Origin of the sequence: Aquabacterium sp. (assembly GCF_035476535.1) — a bacterium.
In the GTDB taxonomy this organism is placed as follows: domain Bacteria; phylum Pseudomonadota; class Gammaproteobacteria; order Burkholderiales; family Burkholderiaceae_C; genus Pseudaquabacterium.
On sequence record NZ_DATILJ010000324.1, the window covers coordinates 14352 to 33102 of the forward strand.

At 67.6% G+C, this 18751-nt stretch carries 14 protein-coding genes; 8 read left to right on the forward strand and 6 right to left on the reverse strand.

What is annotated here, in order from left to right:
- Positions 1-249: 249 nt before the first annotated feature.
- From VLK61_RS30920 to VLK61_RS30940, 5 genes are read right to left on the reverse strand one after another with little or no spacing between them, the layout of a single operon-like run.
- Entirely contained in the window at positions 250-1212 is a 963-nt protein-coding gene (locus VLK61_RS30920; RefSeq protein ID WP_325427366.1) for a branched-chain amino acid ABC transporter permease, read from the reverse strand.
- Positions 1209-2492, reverse strand: a complete 1284-nt coding sequence (locus VLK61_RS30925; protein ID WP_325427368.1) for a metal-dependent hydrolase family protein — start codon at positions 2490-2492, stop codon at positions 1209-1211. The genes VLK61_RS30920 and VLK61_RS30925 overlap by 4 nt, the downstream gene beginning before the upstream one ends.
- An 11-nt stretch (positions 2493-2503) precedes the next feature.
- Positions 2504-3793, reverse strand: coding sequence for a metal-dependent hydrolase family protein (locus VLK61_RS30930; RefSeq protein WP_325427370.1), 1290 nt, complete (start codon positions 3791-3793; stop codon positions 2504-2506).
- A 2-nt stretch (positions 3794-3795) separates the two neighbouring features.
- Positions 3796-4593, reverse strand: coding sequence for an alpha/beta fold hydrolase (locus VLK61_RS30935; protein WP_325427372.1), 798 nt, complete (start codon positions 4591-4593; stop codon positions 3796-3798).
- 8 nt (positions 4594-4601) lie between these two features.
- Entirely contained in the window at positions 4602-5474 is an 873-nt protein-coding gene (locus tag VLK61_RS30940) for a fumarylacetoacetate hydrolase family protein (RefSeq protein WP_325427374.1), read from the reverse strand.
- Between the two features lie 172 nt (positions 5475-5646).
- Between VLK61_RS30940 and VLK61_RS30945 the strand changes: the two genes are divergently transcribed.
- The 4 genes from VLK61_RS30945 to VLK61_RS30960 all read left to right on the forward strand — a co-directional run bounded on the left by VLK61_RS30945 (position 5647) and on the right by VLK61_RS30960 (position 10306).
- Positions 5647-6369 (forward strand): TetR/AcrR family transcriptional regulator, encoded by a 723-nt coding sequence (locus VLK61_RS30945; protein ID WP_325427376.1) that lies wholly within the window; start codon positions 5647-5649, stop codon positions 6367-6369.
- Positions 6370-6401: 32 nt separating this feature from the next.
- A complete protein-coding gene (locus VLK61_RS30950; protein ID WP_325427378.1) occupies positions 6402-7970 on the forward strand; it encodes a flavin-containing monooxygenase in 1569 nt (522 codons plus the stop codon).
- Positions 7967-9346, forward strand: a complete 1380-nt coding sequence (locus VLK61_RS30955) for a hypothetical protein (RefSeq protein WP_325427380.1) — start codon at positions 7967-7969, stop codon at positions 9344-9346. Before VLK61_RS30950 ends, VLK61_RS30955 begins: the two co-directional genes overlap by 4 nt.
- Positions 9347-9409: 63 nt before the next feature.
- Positions 9410-10306 carry a GNAT family N-acetyltransferase gene (locus VLK61_RS30960; protein WP_325427382.1) on the forward strand — a complete coding sequence of 299 codons (897 nt, stop codon included), beginning with the start codon at positions 9410-9412 and terminating at the stop codon, positions 10304-10306.
- 43 nt (positions 10307-10349) lie between these two features.
- On the opposite strand, the gene fusA is transcribed toward VLK61_RS30960, so the two are convergent.
- Positions 10350-12383, reverse strand: coding sequence for an elongation factor G (gene fusA / locus VLK61_RS30965; protein ID WP_325427384.1), 2034 nt, complete (start codon positions 12381-12383; stop codon positions 10350-10352).
- 538 nt (positions 12384-12921) lie between these two features.
- On the opposite strand from fusA, the gene VLK61_RS30970 reads away from it, so the two are divergent.
- From VLK61_RS30970 to VLK61_RS30985, 4 genes are all read left to right on the forward strand, one after another.
- A complete protein-coding gene (locus VLK61_RS30970) occupies positions 12922-14718 on the forward strand; it encodes a peptide ABC transporter substrate-binding protein (RefSeq protein WP_325427386.1) in 1797 nt (598 codons plus the stop codon).
- A 91-nt stretch (positions 14719-14809) separates the two neighbouring features.
- Positions 14810-16603: a peptide ABC transporter substrate-binding protein gene (locus VLK61_RS30975; protein ID WP_325427388.1), complete on the forward strand. Its 1794-nt coding sequence runs from the start codon at positions 14810-14812 to the stop codon at positions 16601-16603.
- Positions 16604-16793: 190 nt separating this feature from the next.
- Positions 16794-17753 carry an ABC transporter permease gene (locus VLK61_RS30980; RefSeq protein WP_325427390.1) on the forward strand — a complete coding sequence of 320 codons (960 nt, stop codon included), beginning with the start codon at positions 16794-16796 and terminating at the stop codon, positions 17751-17753.
- A gap of 1 nt (position 17754) precedes the next feature.
- Positions 17755-18651: an ABC transporter permease gene (locus tag VLK61_RS30985; protein ID WP_325427392.1), complete on the forward strand. Its 897-nt coding sequence runs from the start codon at positions 17755-17757 to the stop codon at positions 18649-18651.
- Positions 18652-18751 lie beyond the last annotated feature (100 nt).

Consider the following 18751-nt stretch of genomic DNA (forward strand, 5'->3'; position numbering starts at 1 on the left):
GCGCAGCGCGCTTCGTAGACTGACTCGCCGGCGCTGTGCGCAGCGCACGGAGTGCGCGGAGCTAAGTGGACGGCGCGCCCCCAGGCCGAGAACCGCAGCGTAGTCGGCCCCCAGGGCCGACCGCCGGACCCGGCCCGCCGCGCCTGCACCCCAAGCCGCTCGGGCGCTCCACACCGCGAACGTCGGCTTTCGGAACTCCTACCGAACGACCGCAATGGGCCGTGACTCGACATCAGAACGCGCCTCATCTCAAGCCGCCTTGCCCAGGATGCCGCGTGGCCGGAACGCCAGCACGCCGATCAGGATCACGAAGGTCAGCACCACGCTGTAGGTTGGCGCATAGGCCAGCCCATAGGTCTCGGCCAGACCCAGGATCGCCGCGCCCAAGGCCGCACCGACGACGCTGCCCATGCCGCCGACGATGACGACGATCAGCGAAGCCAGCAGCAGCCGCGTGTCTTCACCCGGCACCATCGACAACTCCACCGCACCGATCACGCCGCCCAGGCCGGCCAGCCCGGCGCCAAGCGCAAAGGTGATGGCGAACACCAGGTTGACGTTGACACCGGCGGCCGCGAGCATGCCGCGATCGTCCACGCCGGCACGGATCATCATGCCCACCCGGGTGCGGTTCAGCAGCAGCCACAGCAGCACGCCGATGACGATGCCCATCACCAGCAGGCTCAGCCGGTAGGCCGAGTAAGCCTTGATCAGCGGGATGTTCCGGATCGGCCCCTGCAGGAACTCCGGCGCTTCCATCTGATGCACCTGGCCGGTGAAGATCCACAGCAGCACGTCGGCGATGACGATGGCCAGCCCGATGGTCACCATCGTCTGCCGCAGTTCCTGGCCCTGCATGTGGCGCAGGATCAGCCACTGGATCAACAGCCCGGCCAACGCAGCGGCCAGGAAACCGGCGGCCAGCGCCAGCGGCCACCAGCCGGTGTTGGTGGCAACGACGTAGCCGATGTAGCCGCCCAGCAGGTACAAGGAACCGTGCGCCAGGTTGACGTTGCGCATCAGGCCGAACACCAGCGTGAAGCCGCTGGCGACGATGAAGTACAGCGCGGCCAGCGTCAGGCCGTTCAGCAGCGTGACCAGGTAGAGCCGCGGGTTGTCGAACAGCGCCCACACCGAGAACAACACGATCGGCCCGCCGACCAGCAGCCAGGCAGCCAGCCTGCCGCGCGTGTGCCGCGACATGCTTCTCATGCGGCGCGCCCCCAGGCCCGTTGCGATGCGATGTCCGGCGACTTGACGAAGGCGCCGTCCTTCATCACCGCCAGCAGGCGCTTCGGCTCGCGCAAGATCGACAGGTTCGCCAGCGGGTCGCCATCGACCAGCAGCAGGTCGGCGAGATAGCCGTCCTTGATCACACCCAGTTCGTGCGGCCGCATCATGATCTGGCCGCCGTACAGCGTGGTCGAGCGGATCGCCTCCATCGGCGTGAAGCCCAGGTACTTGACGAAGAACTCCAGGTCGCGCGCGTTCTGGCAATGCGGCGTGAACGCAAAGCCGTAATCGCCGCCCGGCAGCACGCGGATGCCGCGCTTGTGCATCTTCGACAGGGATTCGAGCGCCGCGTCCCACTCGATCTGGTAGCCCATGTCGACGGCCATCGCGTGCGTGATGCCAAAGGCCTCGGCCTCGTGCAGCATGGCGTACAGGATCGCGATGCCGGGCGCGACGAAGACGCGGTCTTTCGCGGCTTCCAGCATGTCCAGCGCCTCGTTGTCGACGAAGCTGGCGTGGTAGATCAGGTCGATGCCATGGCGCAGCGCCTGCTTGACGCTCTCGGACGATCGTGCGTGGGCAATGCCGCGCTTGCCGCGCATCTTGACTTCGCGCATCGCCGCGGCGACTTCTTCGTCCAGCATCCAGGTCGTCTCGGCTGGCGACTGCGGCGTGAAGTTGTCGCCGGAGAGGTTCAGCTTGATCGAGTCGACGCCGTATTTGAGGAACAGCCGCACGGCCTTGCGCATCTCGTCAGCGCCGTTGATGTTGACGCCGAAGCTGAACTCCGGGAATGGCAGGTGCGGCAAGGTTTCGTCGCCGAGGCCGCCGAGTACGGTGATCTCCTGGCTGGCGGCGAGGTAGCGGGGGCCGGGGATCTGGCCGGCATTGATGGCATTGCGGATCACGACATCGAGCCGCGGCTTGGCGCAGGCCGCCCCGACACACGACGTGAAACCCGCCTGGAGATACCGCCGCGCCACCTTCGCGCACCACAGCACATGCTCTTCCAACGGCATGGTCTGGATCGCCGACAAGGTGGCCGCGTCGTTCCACGAAAAGTGCGTATGGGCTTCGCACATGCCCGGCATCAGCGTGGCGCCGGCGCCGTCGATCACCATCGCACCACCCGAGGCGATCGGCGCCGTGCTGCGGCCGACCTGGCGGATGCGTTGGCCCTGCACCAGCACGCTGCCGGCGTACGGGTTCTGGCCGCTGCCGTCGAGGATGCGCACGTTGGTGAAAACGACATCGCTCATCGCTGCTCTCCTCACGCCGCCCAGCGCGTCGTGCGTGCGCCGCGCACAGCGGGCGCACGATGGAACTCACCATCCTTCATCACCGCCAGGATGCGTGCCTTGTCCTGCAGCACGGTGATGTCGGCCAGCGGGTCGCCGTCGACCAGCAGGATGTCGGCCAGGTAGCCCTCGCGGATGTAGCCGAGCACCTTGCCCAAACGCATCATCGGACCGCCCCAGGCGGTGGCCGACAGCAGCGCTTCCATCGTGCTCATGCCCACGACCTTGACGAAGTACTCCAGGTCCTTCGCATTCGTGCCATGCGGCGTCCAGGCAAAACCGTAGTCGCCACCGGGCAGGATGCGCACGCCTCGCTTGCGCAACGCCTGCATGCTCTCGACAGCGGCTTCCAGCTCGCGGTGGTAGCCCATCTTCGTCGTCACCTCTTTCGTCAGCCCCCAGGCGCTGGCGTGATGGCAGGTGTTGATCAGCCAGGCCAGGCCTGGCGCGATGAAGTGCTCGGTCTTGTGCGCCTCCAGCAGGTCCAGCGCCTCGGTGTCGGTGAAGCTGGCGTGGTAGATCACCTCGATGCCCTGCTTGACACACTGCTTGATGGCCCAGGTGGAGCGCGCATGCGCCGCGACCCGCTTGCCCCAGGCCTTGGACTCCTGCACGCACACCGCGATCTCTTCCTCGGTGAACTGGCTCATCTCGCTGGGCATGCCGGTGATCGATTCACCCGACAGATTGATCTTCACCGAGTCGACCCCGTACTTCGCGAACATGCGCACGCAGCGGCGCATCTCCTCGGCACCGCTGACCACCGCGCCGAACGCGAACTCCGGCTGCGGCAGGTGCGGTTGCGTGGTGTCGCCCAGGCCGCCGGGCACCGTGATCTCCTGGCTGGCGGCCAGGTAGCGCGGACCGACGATGGTGCCGTCGTTGATCGCGTTGCGGATCACCACGTCGAGCCGAGGTTTGGCCGCCGCCGCCCCCACACAGCTCGTCCAGCCCATGTCCAGATAGCGCTTCGCAACCTCGGCACACCACAGGATGTGCTCCTCCGGCGGCATGCGCTGGATCGCGTCCAGCGACGGCTGGTCGTTCCACGAAAAATGGGTGTGCGCTTCGACCATGCCCGGCATCAGGAAGGCGCCGGCGCCATCGATCACCTGGGCTCCGATCACCGGCGCGGAGCGGGCACCGAAGCCGGTTCGGGCCACACGCGTGATGCGATTGCCCTGCACCAGCACATCACCGGTGAACGGCGCTTCACCGCCGCCATCGAAGATGCGCACGTTGGTGAACATGACATCTGCCATGACTAACCCCTTGGATGTGCGGCCAGGAATTCACGCAACTCACGCTGGCACTCTTCCGGCCGCTCGACCGGTGTCCAATGGCCGCAGCGCGGCAGCACCACCACGCGCTTGCTGGCGGCGTTGTGCAGCCGGTCGGCCATCGCGCGCACGGCTTGGGGCGGCGCCACGCCGTCTTCGTCGCCGGTGACCAGCAGCACCGGTGCGGCGATGGACTCCACCGCCGCCGCCGGTGCGCCGGCCAGCGCTTCGCAGCTGCGGGCATAGGCCTCTCCGTCCTGGCGCATCAGGCTTTCGCGCACGAAGGCCACGGCCAGCGGCAGGCGCTGCCGCGTGTCGGCCGAGATCGCGGCATTCAGCAGCGCCAACGTGATCTCGTGCATGCCGGCGGCGCCCTCGCGGGCCTTCTGTGCACGGGCGCGCATCGCCGTGCGCGCGGCGTCGGGCGGCGCGATCAGCGGGCCGAACAGCGCGACGCTGGCCACGCGCTTCGGGTGCGCCGCGGCGATGTGCTGCACGACGATGGTGCCCATCGAATGGCCGAGCCAATGCGCCTGCGTGACATTCAGCCGCTCGCACACGGCGAGCAGCGTTTCGACATAGCGCGCGATCGACAACTCGCCCTCCACGCGCTGCGACCGCCCGCTGCCCGGCAGGTCGATGCGGATCACGCGGTGGCGCGCGAGCGCCGGCATCAGTGGCGTCCAGCTGTTCGAGCTGCCGCCCAGGCCGTGCACGCAAACGATGGCAGGACCTTCGCCTTCGTCTTCCACCGCCACGCGGTCGATCAGCTGGAAAACCATGGCGCCGGTCAGTCGAAACCGAAGCGGTTTTCGATCGCGCCGATGCCGTCGATCTCGATGCGCACGACGTCCCCGGACTTCAACCACTGCGGCGGGTTCAAGCCCATGCCGACACCGGCCGGCGTGCCGGTGGCGATGACGTCGCCGGGGTACAGCGTGATGCCGCGCGAGCAGGTCTCGATCAGCGTCGGGATGTCGTGGATCATGTCCTTGATGCGACCGTCCTGGCGCAGCGCGCCGTTGACCCAGCCGCGCAGCCGCAGCGCCTGCACATCGAGTTCGTCGGCCGTCACCAGCCACGGCCCCATCGGGCAGAAGGTGTCGAAGCTCTTGCCCAGGTCCCATTGCTGGTGGCGCATCTGCACATCACGTGCCGTGACATCGTTGACCAGCGTGTAGCCACAGACATGGTCCATCGCGCGTGAACGCGGGATGTCGCGCCCGCCGCGGCCGATGACCACCGCCAGTTCCGATTCATAGTCGATCTGCACCGACACCCCTGGCGACGGCAGCCGCACCGTGTCGAACGGGCCGATCACGCATTCGCCGAGCTTGCCGAAGACGATCGGCCAGGGGTCGTGCTTGGGCATGGTTTCGGCGAACACCGTGGTGGCCAGCTCGGCCGCATGCGCGTGGTAATTGCGGCCGACACAGAACAGGCTGCGCAGCGGACGTGGCAGCGGTGCGCGCAGGCTGATCACATCGACCGGCAGGCGCAGGCCGGAGGTCTGCGGCAGCGATTCACCACGCGCCAGCGCCTGGATCAGCGCCAGCACGCCGCGCGAGGCATCGGCCACCGCCAGCGGCGTGGCTTCGCGTCCGTCGGCCGAGATCAGGCCCACGTGTTCGCGTCCACCCCAGGACCAGCTGGCCATGCGCATCGACGGTGTCTCCTTGCCTTGCGCGGGACCTTGGCGAGGCCCCTGCCGGGCCTTTCAGGAGGCCCCTCGTCGAAATTGAGACTTGCGTCTCAATTCGGGATGCGTGCATCATACGTGCCGACATCCGACCCTCACAAGTGAAGCAATCGCGCTCGCACCCCGGACAAACCCGATGGCCCGCCTGAAACACAAGCTGAGTGAACCCCCGGTGCCACCGGCACGTGGCGTCAAGGCCGCTACCTTCCGCCTGCTGCTGGACACCGCCATGGCCATCATCCAGACCAGCGGCCACATTCCCTCGGTGGCCGAAGTGGCGGTGCGTTCGAAGGTCTCGCGGGCCACCGCCTACCGCTACTTCACCAGCCGCAGCGCGCTGGTCACCGCGGTGATCGACAGCTCGCTCGGGCCGGTGCGCATCCTGGCCTCCGACAACCCCAACGGCCGCCAGCGGGTGCATGAACTCTTCGTGCAGACCTTTCCGCGCTTCAAGGAGTTCGAACCGCAGTTGCGCGCCGCCGCGCAGCTGTCGCTGGAGCAATGGGCGCTGGAGCGCGCCGGCCTGCTGGAGGAGGAACCCTACCGCCGCGGCCACCGCGTGCGCATCCTGCAGCACGCCATCGAACCACTGGCCCCGCTGATGACACCGGCGGTGCGCGACCGTCTGCACCGCGCGCTGTCGATCGTCTACGGCATCGAGCCCTATGTGATCCTGAAGGACATCTGGGGCCTGCCGGACCGCGAGGTCGAGCGCATTGCGCTGTGGATGGCCGATGCCTTGATCGACGCGGCCTTGCGTGAATCAGACAAGCCGCCGGGTCGGGCCGGGCGCAAGCGCGTTGGCGCGCAGGCACCCGGTTCGCCAGCGCCCACTCGAAAGCCGCATCCCGTCCTATAGTGGCTTGTCCCCAGCCAGCCGGGCCGCTTGCCATGACCGACGTGAATGCCTCGTCCGCTGCCCTGCCCGCCGCAGCCGCGCCGGACCCGTCGCTGGATGTGCTGATCGTCGGCGCCGGCCTCTCCGGCATCGGCGCGGCCCACCTGCTGCAGCGGCGCTGCCCCGGCAAGCGCTACGCCATCGTCGAAGCGCGCGACGCCATCGGCGGCACCTGGGACCTGTTCCGCTACCCCGGCATCCGCTCGGATTCGGACATGTACACGCTGGGTTATGCCTTCAAGCCCTGGCAGGACGCGAAGGCGATTGCCGACGGCCCGGCGATCCTGCGCTACATCCGCGAAACGGCCGATGAAGCCGGCATCACCCGCCACATCCGCTTCGGCCACCGCGTGACCAGCGCCGCCTGGTCCAGTGCCGAGGCCTGCTGGACGGTGCAGCTGACCCGCGGCGAGAACGCCGAGCCGGTCATGCTGCGCACCCGCTTCCTGTACCTGTGCAGCGGCTACTACAGCTATGCCCAGGGCCACCGGCCGGCCTTCGAAGGCGAAGCCGACTACCGCGGCACGCTGGTGCAGCCGCAGTTCTGGCCGCAGGATCTGGACTACAGCGGCAAGCAGGTGGTGGTGATCGGCAGCGGCGCCACCGCGGTGACGCTGGTGCCGGCGATGGCCGAGCAGGCCGCTCATGTCACGATGCTGCAGCGCTCGCCCACCTACATGGTCACGCGCCCGTCGCAGGACAAGCTGGCGCTGTGGCTGCGGCGCTGGCTGCCCGGCATGCTGGCCTACGGCCTGACGCGCTGGAAAAACGTGCTGCTGGGCATGTTCTTCTTCCAGCTGGCGCGCCGCCGCCCGGCGCTGGTGAAGCAGCGCATCGTGCAGTTCGCGCAGAGGCAGTTGGGCGCCGACTACGACGTCAAGACCCATTTCACGCCGCGCTACAACCCGTGGGACCAGCGCATCTGCCTGCTGCCCGACGGCGACCTGTTCCGCGCCATCCGCCAAGGCCGCGCATCAGTCGCCACCGACACCATCAGCCGCTTCACCGCCAGCGGCATCCAGCTCGCGTCGGGCCGGCACCTGCCGGCCGACATCGTTGTCATGGCCACCGGCCTGCAACTCAACACCATGGGCAACATGGCGGTCAGCGTCGACGGCCGCACCCTCGTGCCCGGCGAGCTGATGGCCTACAAGGGCATGATGTTCAGCGACGTGCCGAATCTCGTGCAGACCTTCGGCTACACCAATGCCTCGTGGACGCTGAAGGCCGACCTCACCGCCGAATACGTCTGCCGCCTGCTGCGCCACATGGACCGCCACCACGCGGCCATCGCCGTGCCGCGGCGCGACCCCACGGTGCAGGTCCAGCCCTTCCTCAGCTTCACCTCCGGCTATGTGCAGCGCGCGCTGCCCAACCTGCCCAAGCAGGGCCACCGCCGGCCCTGGCAGGTCTACCAGAACTACCTGATGGACATGCTGGCCATCCGCCACGGCCGCATCGCCGACGGTGTGATGCAGTTCGCCGCGGCCGGCGCCGCAGCGGGCATCGCGACCCCACAGCCCACCACTACCGCCGCTTCCACCACCGAGGCCCACGGATGAACGTCCCCACGCCGGCCCGCTGCTTCCCACTGCTCCGGCGCGCGGCAGGGCTGCTGCATGTGGCGGCGCTGGCCGCGGCAGCGCTGATCGCTGGCCCGGCCCAGGCCTGGAGCAACCACGCACTGTGCACCTGGCCGGCGCTGTCGGCGATGCCCGAGCTGGCGAGCCACGCACCGGTGAAGGTGGAGCGCCTGGAAACCTTCCTGGCCGCCGACCCCGCCGGCCTGGCCAAGCTGCTGCAGGACGAAGAAGCCTGGGCCCGCGCCCATGTCCCGAACTACCCGCCGCGCCCCGACGCGCTGGCCTTCCAGCCCGACAGCGCCAATGGCGCCAGGTTGCTCGCGCATTTCCTGAAAGCCGTGCGCGTGAACCCGGGCGCGCGGCTGGCGCTTTACCTGCAGCTGCCACCCGGCCAGGCCGCCGGTGCGCGCACGGTGCTGGCCGAGGCCGATGTCACCGTGATGAAGACCGACGAGGCGGCCAAGCTCAACAGCTTTGTCGCGCTGCGCGAAGGTGAACTGGTCAGCGTGAACGACGTGATCGCCAGCGCCACCGACGAGCCCGACTACGGCCTGGACTACGGCCTGTGGCAGGACAACGGCACCGCGCACGGCGCGCTGTACGGCTTCGGCAAGCAGCCCTTCGGCAACCCGGCGGTGGAGTGGTCCAGCCAGGGGCCGCTGCACCTGGGCTACTTCCACGAAGCCGGCATCATCTACCGCGCCGCGCCCTTCCTGAAGCGCGCCTACCCGGAGTACCGCATCCACCTGTGGCGCTCGCTCGCGGCATTCGCCCTGCGCAGCGGCCACGACTACTGGGGCTGGCGCTTTGCCGGCTGGGGCCTGCACTACCTGCAGGATCTGACCCAGCCCTACCACGCACGCGTGCTGCCCGGCGTCGGCGTGATGCGCATGCTGGGCATCAATGCGCTGGACATCGTGGGCGTGCACGGCCCGAAGGACCGCCTGATCCAGCTGGTGACCAACCGGCACTTCGCGCTGGAGAACTTCGAGCGCGGCTGGATGCGCGCGGCCTACGGCAGGGGCTTCGAGGCCGATGTCGGCATCCAGGCGCTGCGCAACACCGCACTCGATGGCAAGACGCCCTATGCCGACGACTGGCCACGCCGGGTGGTCTCGGCCCACGCCAACGCCGCGGCCGATGCGGTGGACGCGTCGCTGCTGCGCTGGTTCCAGCCCAAGTACATGAGCGACCCGGCCTACGTCTTCGGCGTCAGCGAGGCGGGCGTGGACACCCATGCCGAACTGGCCAAGACACCGGCAGCACACGAAGGCCTGAAGCACGACCTGGCGCCGCTGCTGGGGCAACTGGGCGCCACCTCGCGGGCCTTCGTGCGCAGCCTGATCGCACGGTGAACCGCAGCGAGCAGGCCCTTGCACTGCGGTACAAAGCCGGCAGCCCCACTTGCTGCCACCCCCATGCGCCTTGCCCTGGAATCCCCCGACCAACCCGACGTCATCGCGCTGATCGACGCGCTCGACGCCTACCAGAAGCCGCTGTACCCGCCCGAGAGCCACCACGGCATCGACATCGCGGCGCTCAGCCGGCCCGGCGTGCTGTTTGCGGTGGCCCGCAGCGACGCGGGCCAGGCCCTGGGCTGCGGCGCCATCGTCATCGGGCCGGACTTCGGCGAGATCAAGCGCATGTTCGTGCAACCTGCGGAGCGCGGGCAGGGCCTGTCGAAAGCCTTGATGTCGTTCCTGGAAGTCCAGGCGCTGGAGCGCGGCTGCCGGCTGTTCATGCTGGAGACCGGCCCGCTGCAGGCCGAGGCGCTAGGCCTGTATGAGCGCATGGGCTACCGGCGCTGCGGGCCGTTCGGCAGCTATGGCGAAGACCCGCACAGCGTGTTCATGGTCAAGCCGGTCGACACGCCCTCGGAGATCACCTGCACCGTGCACGACGAGTTGCCGCCGGACGACGCGCGCCTCGTCGACGACGGGCTAGTCGAGGCCAACGACCGCGCCGCACCGCTGCACGAGGTGCGCCCGCTGGCCTGCTTTGCGCGGCTGCCCTCGGGCCAGCCGATCGGCGGCGCCGTCGGCCGCACCTGGGGCCGGTGCTGCGAACTGCAGCAACTCTGGGTCGACCCCGCCCTGCGCCGCCAGGGCCTGGCGACGCGCCTCGTCCAGGCCTTCGAAGCGCGGGCCACGGAACGCGGCTGCCACCTGTTCTACCTGGAGACCTTCAACTTCCAGGCACCGGCGCTGTACCGATCGCTCGGCTACCGCGTGGTGCACGAGCATGCGGTGTACCCGCATGGCATCGTCAAGGTCCTGATGGTGCGCGACGGCGCCGCGCCCGCCGCGACATCCTGATCGGGAAAAAGGGCGGCCTCCGAAGAGCCCGCCCGAACGAGACCTACGCGCGCGCCAGTGCGGCCCGCTCGACCACCGGCGCCATCGCATAGTGGTCCAGGTGCATCGTGTACTGCGCGCGGCCCGAAGACAGCGCGCGCAGGCTGCCGATGTAGCCGAACATCTCCTTCAGCGGCACCTGCGCATTCACCACCGCGGCGTTGCCGCGCATCACGTTGCCATGCACGACACCGCGCCGGCGGTGCAAGTCGCCGATGCAGTCGCCCAGGTAGTCCAGCGGCGTGATCACTTCCACCGCCATCACCGGCTCCAGCAGCACCGGGCCGGCCTTCAGCGCGGCTTCCCTGAACGCCGCGGCCGCCGCCAGTTCGAAAGCCAGCGTCGACGAATCGCGCTCATGGTGGCTGCCGTCCAGCAGCGTGGCCACGAAGTCCACGCAAGGGTAGCCCGCCAGCACGCCGGCCTGCGCGGCACGGCGGATGCCGGCTTCCACCGCGGGGATGAATTCCCGCGGTATCGCGCCGCCCACCACCTGGTTCTCGAAGCGCTGGCCCTCGCCGCGCGGCAAGGGCGCAAAGCGCAGCTTCACCACGGCAAACTGCCCTGGCCCGCCGGTCTGCTTCTTGTGCACATGATTCACCTCCACTTCCTTGCTGATGGTTTCGCGGTAAGCCACCTGCGGCCGCCCCACCGACACCTGGATGCCATGCCGCGCGCGCAGCTTCTCGATCGACACCTCGAGCTGCAGCTCGCCCATGCCCGACAGGATCGTCTGGCCTGATTCGGCGTCCTGCCGCAGGTGCAGGCTGGGGTCCTCGCGCAGCAGCCCCTGCAGCGCCTGCGACAGCCCTTGCTGGTCGGCCTGCGCCTTGGGCTCGATGGCGACATCGATCACCGCGTCCGGGATGCTGATCTGCTCCAGCTGCAGCGGATGTTGCCGGTCGCACAGCGTGTGACCGGTCAGCGTCTCCTTCAGGCCGACGATGCCGGCGATGTCACCGGCCACCAGTTCGTCGCGCTCGACGCGCTGGTCGGCATGCACCTCGTAGATGCGTGCGATGCGTTCCATCTTGCCGGTCGTCGCGTTCAGCACCGCATCACCGCGCCGCAAGCGGCCGCGGTAGACGCGCACGAAGACCATCGCACCATGGTCGTCGGTGACCACCTTGAAGGCCAGTGCGGCGAACGGTCCGGCCGGGTCCGCGGCGGGCTGCTCGTCGACGCCCTGCACGTCCCCTGGTTGCGGCAGCCAGGCCACCACTGCATCCAGCAAGGGTTCGATGCCGCGGTTCCTGAAGGCCGCACCCGCCAGCACCGGCACGAAGGCGCCGGCCAGCACGCCGCGGCGGATGCATTCGCGCAGCAGCGCCAGCGGCACCTCCTGGCCATGCAGGTAGGCGTGCAGCGCCGCCTCGTCCTGCTCGACGGCCAGCTCGACCAGGCGCGCCCGCTGCAGCGTCGCCGCCTCGACCAGCTCGGCCGGGATCGGCAGTTCTCGCGGCAGCTCGCTCGCGTCGTCCTTGTCCCAGACCAGCGCACGCATCGCCAGCAGGTCGACCACGCCACGGAAGTCGCCCTCGATGCCGATCGGCAGCTGCACCGCCAGCGTCTGCACGCCCAGCCGTTCTTCGATCATCGCGACGACACGCTGGAAATCCGCCCCGGTGCGGTCCAGCTTGTTGATGAAGGCGATGCGCGGCACGCGGTAGCTGTCGGCCAGCCGCCAGTTGGTTTCGGTCTGCGGCTCGACACCGGCGACGCCGTCGAAGACCACGACGGCACCATCGAGCACGCGCAGCGAACGCCGCACCTCGATGTTGAAGTCGATGTGGCCGGGCGTGTCGATCAGGTTGATCTGCACGCCGTGCCAGTGCACCGTGGTCGCGGCGCTGTTGATGGTGATGCCGCGCTGGCGTTCCTGCGGATCGAAATCCATGCGCGTGGTGCCGTCGTCGACGTTGCCGATGCGGTGGGCCTCTCCCGTGTAGAACAGGATGCGTTCGGTGGTCGTGGTCTTGCCGGCGTCGACGTGGGCAATGACGCCGATGTTGCGGAGGTTTCTGTTGTTCGAGTTCATGGCGAATCGTTTTCAAGGGTGCCCGTCGGGCGAAGGCCAACCCCAGGCTCGATTCGCCTGCGGGCTAGCGTCTTAAGTGTGCGGGAATGCCGAAGCACGGGCGCGTGCGGTCCACGCTCCGGCGGTCGGGAATCGTCGCGATCAACTTGTCGTAGGTGCGCATGGGAAGCCTGGAAAAACAAAACCCCGGAAAGCGCGCGCCTTGCCGGGGTGGGGGGCCGGAAGGCAGCACGCCTTCCGAATGAACTCGAAAGGCGGTGTCAGGTGGCGAAACTCGCCGTGCTCACTTGCAGGATGCAATACATGGTCGGGATTGTCCTCTCCCGTTCCTGGCGCCGCAAGCCTGCACGAGGCGCAGCCCCACGCAGCCAAGGGATTCCACGGACCCGCATCAGGGGCCCCTGGCGCGACTATTGCAAGGCCTCCGTACCGACCCCGATAGGAAGTTTGGAGCCAGGCTTTAGCATGAATTCGCGGGCCGACCAGGCCCCAAGCCCAGGCTTTATTACCCAGATGCCGCCCCCAGGAGAACCCTGCAATGCAAGAGAAACAACTGCGCACCCTGATCGAAGACGTGCGTGAAGGCAAGCTGCCACGACGCGGTTTCATCCAGCAGATGGTGGGCCTTGGCCTCAGCGCCCCGATGGCCTCGATGCTGTTGATGCACGCCGGCGTCGCGAACTCGCAGGCCATCGTCAACTACAAACCCACCAAGCGCGGCGGCGGCGGCACGCTGAAGGCCTTGTGGTGGCAGGGCACCACGCTGCTGCAGCCGCACTTTGCCAGCGGCACCAAGGACCAGGAAGGCTCGCGCATCTTCTACGAGCCGCTGGGCTCCTGGGACGCCGACGGCAACCTGGTGCCCATCCTCGCAGCGGAGGTCCCCACGCGCGAGAACGGCGGCCTGTCGCCCGACGGCAAGGTCGTCACCTGGAAGCTGAAGAAGGGCGTCACCTGGCACGACGGCAAGCCCTTCACCGCCGACGACTGCGTGTTCACCTGGGAATACGCCCGCGACCCCGCCACTGCGGCAGTGACCAGCGGCACGTTCAAGGACGTCAAGGTCGAGAAGGTCGATTCGCACACCATCAAGGTCATCTTCCCCAAGCCCACGCCGTTCTGGGCCACGGCCTTCTGCGCCGCAGAGGGCATGATCATCCCCAAGCACCTGTTCGCCGACTACATCGGTGGCAAGTCGCGCGAGGCGCCGACCAACCTGAAGCCGGTGGGCACAGGCCCCTACAAGTTCGTCGATTTCAAGCCGGGCGACATGGTGCGCGGCGAGATCAACATGAACTACCACATGCCCAACCGGCCGTTCTTCGACGCCATCGAGATGAAGGGCGGCGGCGACGCGGTGTCGGCCGCGCGCGCAGTGCTGCAGACCGGCGAGTTCGATTACGCCTGGAACCTGCAGGTCGAGGACGAAGTGCTCAAGCGCATGGAAGCCAACGGCAAGGGCAAGGCCTACATCGTGCCCTCGGGCGACATCGAATTCATCCAGCTCAACCCCACCGACCCGGTGACCGAGGTCGATGGTGAGCGCTCCAGCATCAAGACCACGCACTTCGCCTTCAGCGACCCCAAGGTGCGCGAAGCAATGGCGCTGCTGGCCGACCGCCAGGGCATCCAGGAATTCGTCTACGGCCGCACCGGCGTGGCCACCGGCATCTTCCTGAACAACCCGCCGAAGTTCAAATCGCCCAACAACAAGTTCGAATACAACGTCGACAAGGCGATTGCCATCCTCGAAGCCGCCGGCTGGAAGAAAGGCGCCGACGGCATCCGCGAAAAAGGCGGCAAGAAGATGAAGTTCGTCTACCAGACCTCGATCAACGGGATCCGGCAGAAGGAACAGGCCATCGTCAAGCAGGCCGCGCAGAAGGCCGGCATCGACCTGGAACTGAAGTCGATCACCGCCTCGGTGTTCTTCTCGTCGGACGTGGCCAACCCGGACACCTACGGCAAGTTCTACGCCGACATGCAGATGTACACCACCACCATGACGCAGCCCGATGCCGAGCGCTTCATGGACCAGTACCGCACGAACGAGATCTCGTCCAAGGCCAACAAATGGCAGGGCCGCAACATCGTGCGTTTCCGCAGCGAGGAATACGACAAGCTGTTCAGCGCCGCTGAAGCCGAACTCGACCCGGTCAAGCGCGTGGCGCTGTTCGTGCAGATGAACGATTTGGTGATCAAGAGCGGCTACATCATCCCGCTGATCAGCCGGCCGCGCGTGCGTGGGGCCGCGCTGAAACTGGTGACGCAGCTCACCGGCTGGGACCTGGACTTCTCCGGCCTGCACAACTGGTACCGCGAGACCTCGGCCTGAGCGTTTCACGCCGCGCGCCGGACACGGCGAGCCCGGCGTGAGCGCGGACCGTGCCCGGTTCGTGCAAGACCTGTGATTCGGGAGGGAGTCGATGAACGAGCGTGAATTGCGCGCCTGGATAGAACAGGTGCGCGACGGTGTGTTGCCACGGCGCAGCTTCGTGCAGCGCCTGGCCGCGCTGGGCTTGAGCACGCCCATGGCCGGGGTGCTGCTGATGCAGGCCGGCGTCGCTTCGGCGCAGGTGGCCGCCACCTCGGTGGCGCCGTACAAGCCGAGCAAACGCGGTGGCGGTGGCCCGCTGCGCTGCCTGCTGTGGCAAGGCCCGACCTTGCTGAACCCGCATTTCGCCGCCGGCACCAAGGACGAAGAAGGCTGCCGTGTCTTCTACGAAGGCCTGGCCCGCTGGGATGCCGAGGCCAACCTGGTGCCGATGCTGGCCGCCGAGATCCCCAGCCGCGACAACGGCGGCTTGAGCCCCGACGGCAAGACGGTGACCTGGAAGCTGAAGAAGGGCGTCACCTGGCATGACGGCCAGCCCTTCACCGCCGACGACGTGGTCTTCAACTGGCAGTACGCCACCGATCCCGCCACCGCAGCTTTCACCGCTGGCCAGTTCGCCGACCTGAAGATCGAGAAGATCGACTCGCACACCGTGCGCGTGGTCTTCAACAAGCCCTCGCCGTTCTGGCCCGGTGGCTACGGCACGGCGATGATGATCCCGCGCCATCTGTTTGCCGCCTACACCGGCGCCAAGTCACGCGAGGCACCGGCCAACCTGAAGCCGGTGGGCACCGGCGCCTACAAGTTCACCGACTTCAAGCCCGGCGACATGGTGCGCGGCGAGCTGAACCCAACCTACCACCAGCCCAACCGCCCGTACTTCGATTCGATCGAACTCAAAGGCGGCGGCGACGCCCCATCGGCCGCGCGCGCGGTGCTGCAGACCGGCGAGTTCGACTACGCCTGGAACCTGCTGGTCGAAGACGAAGTGCTCAAGCGCATGGAAGCCGGCGGCAAAGGCCGGGTGATGATCTCGCCCGGCGGCTCGATCGAAGCGCTGTTCCTGAACTGCACCGACCCGACGGTGGAAGTGGACGGCGAACGCTCGCACATCTCCACCCGCCACCCGGTGTTCAGCGACCCGGCGGTGCGGCAGGCGATGTCGCTGCTGGTCGACCGGCAGGGCATCCAGGACTTCATCTTCGGCCGTGCCGGCATCGCCACCGCGAACTTCATCAACAACCCGATGCGCTTCCGCAGCGCGAACCGGCGCTTCGAGTTCAACGTCGACAAGGCCAATGCGCTGCTCGACGGCGCCGGCTGGAAAAAGGGCGCCGACGGCATCCGCGAGAAGAACGGCCGCAAGCTGAAGCTGCTGTACCAGACCTCGATCAACTCGTCGCGCCAGAAGGTGCAGGCCATCATCAAGCAGGCCTGCCAGAAGGCCGGCATCGACCTGGAACTGAAGTCAGTGGTGGCCAGCGTGTACTTCTCGTCGGACGTCGGCAACCCCGACACCTACGGCAAGTTCTACGCGGACATGCAGAGCTTCAACACCTCGCAGGGCCGGCCGGACCCCGAACGTCACCTGCAGCGCTTCACCTCCTGGGAAGTGGCCAGCAAGGCCAACAAATGGCTGGGCGTGAACCTGGTGCGCTGGCGCAACGACGAGTACGACAAGCTCTACCGCGCCGCCGAAAGCGAGCTGGATCCGGTCAAGCGCGCCGCGCTGTGCATCCGCATGAACGACATGGTCTGCAACGACAACCATGTGATCCCGCTGCTCAGCCGGCCCGCGGTCACCGGCATGAGCCACCGTCTGGTCGCCACGGTGTCCGGCTGGGGCAACGACCTCGACTCGGTGGCCGATTGGTACAACATATGACCCCCCCCGAAGCGCCTTCGGCGCATCCCCCCAGGGGGCCGAGCCCGGACACAAGAGGTCCAGTGGACCTCTTGTGCCTGGCGAAGGGCCGGGACCTTGGGCCCGGCGCGGCCTGCAGGGCACGCCAACGGCCCGGCAGAGCCGGATCCGTGGCGTTCGCTTGGCCAGACTCGACTTTCGGCGGCACTTGATGGGTTCCTACATCCTCCGCCGCCTGCTGATTGCGCTGCCCAGCCTGCTGGGCATCAGCGTGGTGCTGTTCACCGTGCTGGCGCTGGCGCCCGGCGACCCCTTCGAAGAACTGGCCACCAACCCCAACGTGCCGGCCGAGGTGCGGCAGATGCTGCGCGTCAAGTTCGGCCTGGACGACCCGGTCTGGCAGCGCTATTTCCGCTGGCTGGCCGCGATGCTGCAGGGCGACTGGGGCTTCTCGTTCATCAGCCGCGTCGACGTGGACGTGCTGATCCTGCAGCGCGTTCCGGTCACTTTGGCCGTCATCGGCGCGTCGCAGCTGCTGGCGCTGGCCGTTGCGCTGCCGGTGGGCATCTACTCGGCCGTCAAGCCCTATTCGTGGTTCGACCGCATCGCCAGCACGCTGGCCTTCATCGGCTTCTCGCTTCCGACCTTCTTCACCGGCCTGCTGCTGATCCTGGTGTTCTCGATCAAGCTCGACTGGCTGCCCTTCGTCTACCGCGCCGACATCGCTGCCACCGGCGGCCAGTGGTGGTGGGAACACCTGAAGCAATCCATCATGCCGGTGACGGTGCTCGGGCTGTTCCAGGGCGCCAGCTGGACGCGTTATGTGCGCTCGGCGGTGCTGGACGTGGTGCGGCTGGACTACGTCACCACCGCGCGCAGCAAGGGCCTGAAGGAGCGCGTGGTGGTGATCAAGCACGTGGTGCGCAACGCGTTGATCCCGGTGGTCACGCTGGTGGCGCTGCAGATGCCGGCGGTGTTCGGCGGCGCCATCGTCACCGAGCAGATCTTCCGCATTCCCGGCATCGGTTCACTGCTGATCGACGCCATCCTGCGCAACGACACCCCGGTGATCATGGCGGTGACCTTCGTGTTCGCCTGCCTGGTGATCATCTTCAACCTGATTGCAGACCTGCTGTATGGCTGGCTCGACCCAAGAATCTCTTACCGCTGACGTGGCCTTGCCGCGCCGCCGCAGCACCTCGCCCTGGGCCGAGGCCTGGCGGCGCTTCAGGCGCCACAAGCTGGCCTTGTACAGCCTGGGCCTGCTCGGGTTGATGGTGCTGTTCGTCGTTGCCGGGCCGTGGCTGTGGCCGCTCACTGTCAGCGATATCGATTTCAGGGCCCGGCTGGCGCAGCCCTCGCTGACGCATCCCTTCGGCACCGACGACCTGGGCCGCGACCTGATGGCGCGCATGATCTACGGCGGCCGCATCTCGCTGGCCGTGGGCCTGGCGGCGATGATGATGGCGGTCACCGTCGGCATCGTCATCGGCGCCATTGCCGGCATCTCGCGCGGCAGCATCGATGCCGCGCTGATGTGGCTGACCGACCTGTTCCTGTCGCTGCCGCAACTGCCCTTGCTGCTGCTGCTGATCTACCTGTTCCGCGATGCGCTGAAGAACACCTTCGGTCCCGAGGTCGGCGTGTTCATCCTGATCGTCGTGGTCATCGGCGGCTTCCGCTGGATGCCGGTGGCGCGGCTGGTGCGCGCGCAGTTCTTCAGCCTGCGCGAGAAGGAATTCGTCGAGGCCGCACGCGCGCTCGGCGCCTCGGTGCCGCGCCAGGTGGTGCGGCACATCCTGCCGAATTCATTGGGCCCGGTGATCGTTGCCGGCACCATCGACGTGGCCGCGGCGATCATCGCCGAGAGCACGCTGTCCTTCCTGGGCCTGGGCTTTCCGCCGGACATTCCCACCTGGGGCCGCGTGCTGTTCGACGCGAAGGACTACCTCGACATCGCGCCGCACTGGGCGCTGTTTCCCGGCGCCGCGATCTTCATCGCAGTGCTGACGATCAACTTCATCGGCGACGGGCTGCGTGACGCGCTCGACCCCAGGCGCGTGCTCTGATGGCCCTGCTCGACATCCAGGGTCTGAAGACCCATTTCAAGACCGACGACGGCTGGTTGCATGCGGTCGACGGCGTCGACATCTCGGTGAATGCCGGCGA

Bases quoted from the DNA above. Each gene is read 5' to 3' on its own strand.
- VLK61_RS30920 (WP_325427366.1), bottom strand. From the start codon at position 1,212: ATGAGAAGCATGTCGCGGCACACGCGCGGCAGGCTGGCTGCCTGGCTG.
- VLK61_RS30925 (WP_325427368.1), bottom strand. From the start codon at position 2,492: ATGAGCGATGTCGTTTTCACCAACGTGCGCATCCTCGACGGCAGCGGC.
- VLK61_RS30930 (WP_325427370.1), bottom strand. From the start codon at position 3,793: ATGGCAGATGTCATGTTCACCAACGTGCGCATCTTCGATGGCGGCGGT.
- VLK61_RS30935 (WP_325427372.1), bottom strand. From the start codon at position 4,593: ATGGTTTTCCAGCTGATCGACCGCGTGGCGGTGGAAGACGAAGGCGAA.
- VLK61_RS30940 (WP_325427374.1), bottom strand. From the start codon at position 5,474: ATGCGCATGGCCAGCTGGTCCTGGGGTGGACGCGAACACGTGGGCCTG.
- VLK61_RS30945 (WP_325427376.1), top strand. From the start codon at position 5,647: ATGGCCCGCCTGAAACACAAGCTGAGTGAACCCCCGGTGCCACCGGCA.
- VLK61_RS30950 (WP_325427378.1), top strand. From the start codon at position 6,402: ATGACCGACGTGAATGCCTCGTCCGCTGCCCTGCCCGCCGCAGCCGCG.
- VLK61_RS30955 (WP_325427380.1), top strand. From the start codon at position 7,967: ATGAACGTCCCCACGCCGGCCCGCTGCTTCCCACTGCTCCGGCGCGCG.
- VLK61_RS30960 (WP_325427382.1), top strand. From the start codon at position 9,410: ATGCGCCTTGCCCTGGAATCCCCCGACCAACCCGACGTCATCGCGCTG.
- fusA (WP_325427384.1), bottom strand. From the start codon at position 12,383: ATGAACTCGAACAACAGAAACCTCCGCAACATCGGCGTCATTGCCCAC.
- VLK61_RS30970 (WP_325427386.1), top strand. From the start codon at position 12,922: ATGCAAGAGAAACAACTGCGCACCCTGATCGAAGACGTGCGTGAAGGC.
- VLK61_RS30975 (WP_325427388.1), top strand. From the start codon at position 14,810: ATGAACGAGCGTGAATTGCGCGCCTGGATAGAACAGGTGCGCGACGGT.
- VLK61_RS30980 (WP_325427390.1), top strand. From the start codon at position 16,794: ATGGGTTCCTACATCCTCCGCCGCCTGCTGATTGCGCTGCCCAGCCTG.